Origin of the sequence: Actinoallomurus acaciae, assembly GCF_042429965.1 — a bacterium.
In the GTDB taxonomy this organism is placed as follows: Bacteria; Actinomycetota; Actinomycetes; order Streptosporangiales; family Streptosporangiaceae; genus Actinoallomurus; species Actinoallomurus acaciae.
In genome coordinates, this window is record NZ_JBHLZP010000793.1 from 1 (window position 1) to 2,747 (window position 2,747).

Genomic DNA, 2,747 nt, shown 5'->3' on the forward strand with positions numbered 1-2,747 from the left:
CCTATTAGTACCGGTCAACTCCACACCTCACAGTGCTTCCATCTCCGGCCTATCAACCCAGTCGTCTAGCTGGGGGCCTTACAACCATAAAAGGTTGGGAGACCTCATCTCGAGGAAGGCTTCCCGCTTAGATGCTTTCAGCGGTTATCCCGACCGAACGTAGCCAACCAGCCATGCACCTGGCGATACAACTGGCACACCAGAGGTTCGTCCGTCCCGGTCCTCTCGTACTAGGGACAGACCCTCACAAGTCTCCTACGCGCACAGCGGATAGGGACCGAACTGTCTCGCGACGTTCTAAACCCAGCTCGCGTGCCGCTTTAATGGGCGAACAGCCCAACCCTTGGGACCTACTCCAGCCCCAGGATGCGACGAGCCGACATCGAGGTGCCAAACCTTGCCGTCGATATGGACTCTTGGGCAAGATCAGCCTGTTATCCCCGGGGTACCTTTTAGCCGTTGAGCGACACCCCATCCACACGGTGGTGCCGGATCACTAGGCCCTGCTTTCGCACCTGCTCGACATGTCTGTCTCACAGTCAAGCTCCCTTGTGCCCTTGCACTCAACACCTGATTGCCAACCAGGCTGAGGGAACCTTTGGGCGCCTCCGTTACATTTTGGGAGGCAACCGCCCCAGTTAAACTACCCACCAGGCACTGTCCCCCACCCGGATCCACGGGTGCGGGTTAGACGCTCAAAACGACCAGAGTGGTATTTCACCAACGACTCCACGGTAACTGGCGTCACCGCCTCAAAGTCTCCCACCTATCCTACACAAGACGCTCCAAACGCCAATGCCAAGCTATAGTGAAGGTCCCGGGGTCTTTCCGTCCTGCTGCGCGTAACGAGCATCTTTACTCGTACTGCAATTTCACCGGGCCTGTGGTTGAGACAGTGGGGAAGTCGTTACGCCATTCGTGCAGGTCGGAACTTACCCGACAAGGAATTTCGCTACCTTAGGATGGTTATAGTTACCACCGCCGTTTACCGGCGCTTAGATTCTCAGCTTCACCCCCGAAAGGGCTGACCAGTCCTCTTAACGTTCCGGCACCGGGCAGGCGTCAGTCCGTATACAGCGTCTTTCGACTTCGCACGGACCTGTGTTTTTAGTAAACAGTCGCTTCCCCCTGGTATCTGCGACCCCCACCAGCTCCACAGAGCCAGTCTGGTCACCAGCAGGGGCCCCCCTTCTCCCAAAGTTACGGGGGCAATTTGCCGAGTTCCTTAACCACAGTTCACCCGATCGCCTCGGTATTCTCTACCTGACCACCTGAGTCGGTTTGGGGTACGGGCCGCCGACACACATCGCTAGAGGCTTTTCTCGGCAGCATGGGATCACTCACTTCACCTAAATCGGCTCGGCATCACATCTCACCCATCACGCACCACGGATTTACCTATGGCACGGGCTACATGCTTACCCCAGGACAACCACCGCCTGGGCTGAGCTACCCTCCTGCGTCACCCCATCACTTGCCTACTACCCCATCAGGTCCCACGCTCGCCCCAACAAGACTCCCGAAGGAACCAAGCAGAGTCCACACGGTTAGTATCAAAGGATTCAGCATGGGCGCGTGTCAGCGGGTACGGGAATATCAACCCGTTATCCATCGACTACGCCTCACGGCCTCGCCTTAGGCCCCGACTTACCCTGGGCGGATTAGCCTGCCCCAGGAACCCTTGGTCATCCGGCGGAGGGGTTTCTCACCCCTCATTCGCTACTCATGCCTGCATTCTCACTCGTGTGGCCTCCACGACTAGCTCACGCCGCCGCTTCACCGCCCACACGACGCTCCCCTACCCACCCCAACCCCTGAACAGGAAAACCTGCTAGGGTAATGTTGGAATGCCACAGCTTCGGCGGTGTGCTTGAGCCCCGCTACATTGTCGGCGCGGAATCACTTGACCAGTGAGCTATTACGCACTCTTTCAAGGATGGCTGCTTCTAAGCCAACCTCCTGGTTGTCACGGCAACTCCACATCCTTTACCACTTAGCACACGCTTAGGGGCCTTAGCCGATGATCTGGGCTGTTTCCCTCTCGACTACGAACCTTATCGCCCGCAGTCTCACTGCCACGCTCTCACTTACCGGCATTCGGAGTTTGGCTGACTTCAGTAAGCTTGTCGGCCCCCTAGGCCATCCAGTAGCTCTACCTCCGGCAAGAAACACGCGACGCTGCACCTAAATGCATTTCGGGGAGAACCAGCTATCACGGAGTTTGATTGGCCTTTCACCCCTACCCACAGGTCATCCCCCAGGTTTTCAACCCTGGTGGGTTCGGTCCTCCACACGGTCTTACCCGCGCTTCAACCTGCCCATGGGTAGATCACTCCGCTTCGGGTCTACAGCATGCGACTCAAACGCCCTATTCAGACTCGCTTTCGCTACGGCTCCCCCACACGGGTTAACCTCGCCACACACCATAACTCGCAGGCTCATTCTTCAAAAGGCACGCCATCACCCCCACCACCCAAAAGGCAGCAAAAGCTCTGACGGCTTGTAAGCACACGGTTTCAGGTACTATTTCACGACCCCTCACCGGGGCACTTTTCACCTTTCCCTCACGGTACTAGTCCGCTATCGGTCACCAGGAAGTATTTAGGCTTACCAGGTGGTCCTGGCAGATTCACACGAGATTTCACGAGCCCCGTGCTACTCGGGAAACACCCAATGAAGACAACAAGGTTTAACCTACCGGACTATCACCGACTACGGTCGACCATTCCAGATCATTCAGCTACCCC

The 2,747-nt window shown here is 57.0% G+C and carries 1 rRNA gene (running past one end of the window); it reads right to left on the minus strand.

Annotated elements, in window-relative coordinates:
• Window positions 1-2,747: ribosomal RNA gene (locus ACFFNX_RS47070) — 23S ribosomal RNA — on the minus strand; its annotated part runs 371 nt beyond the window's last position; the annotation flags it as partial.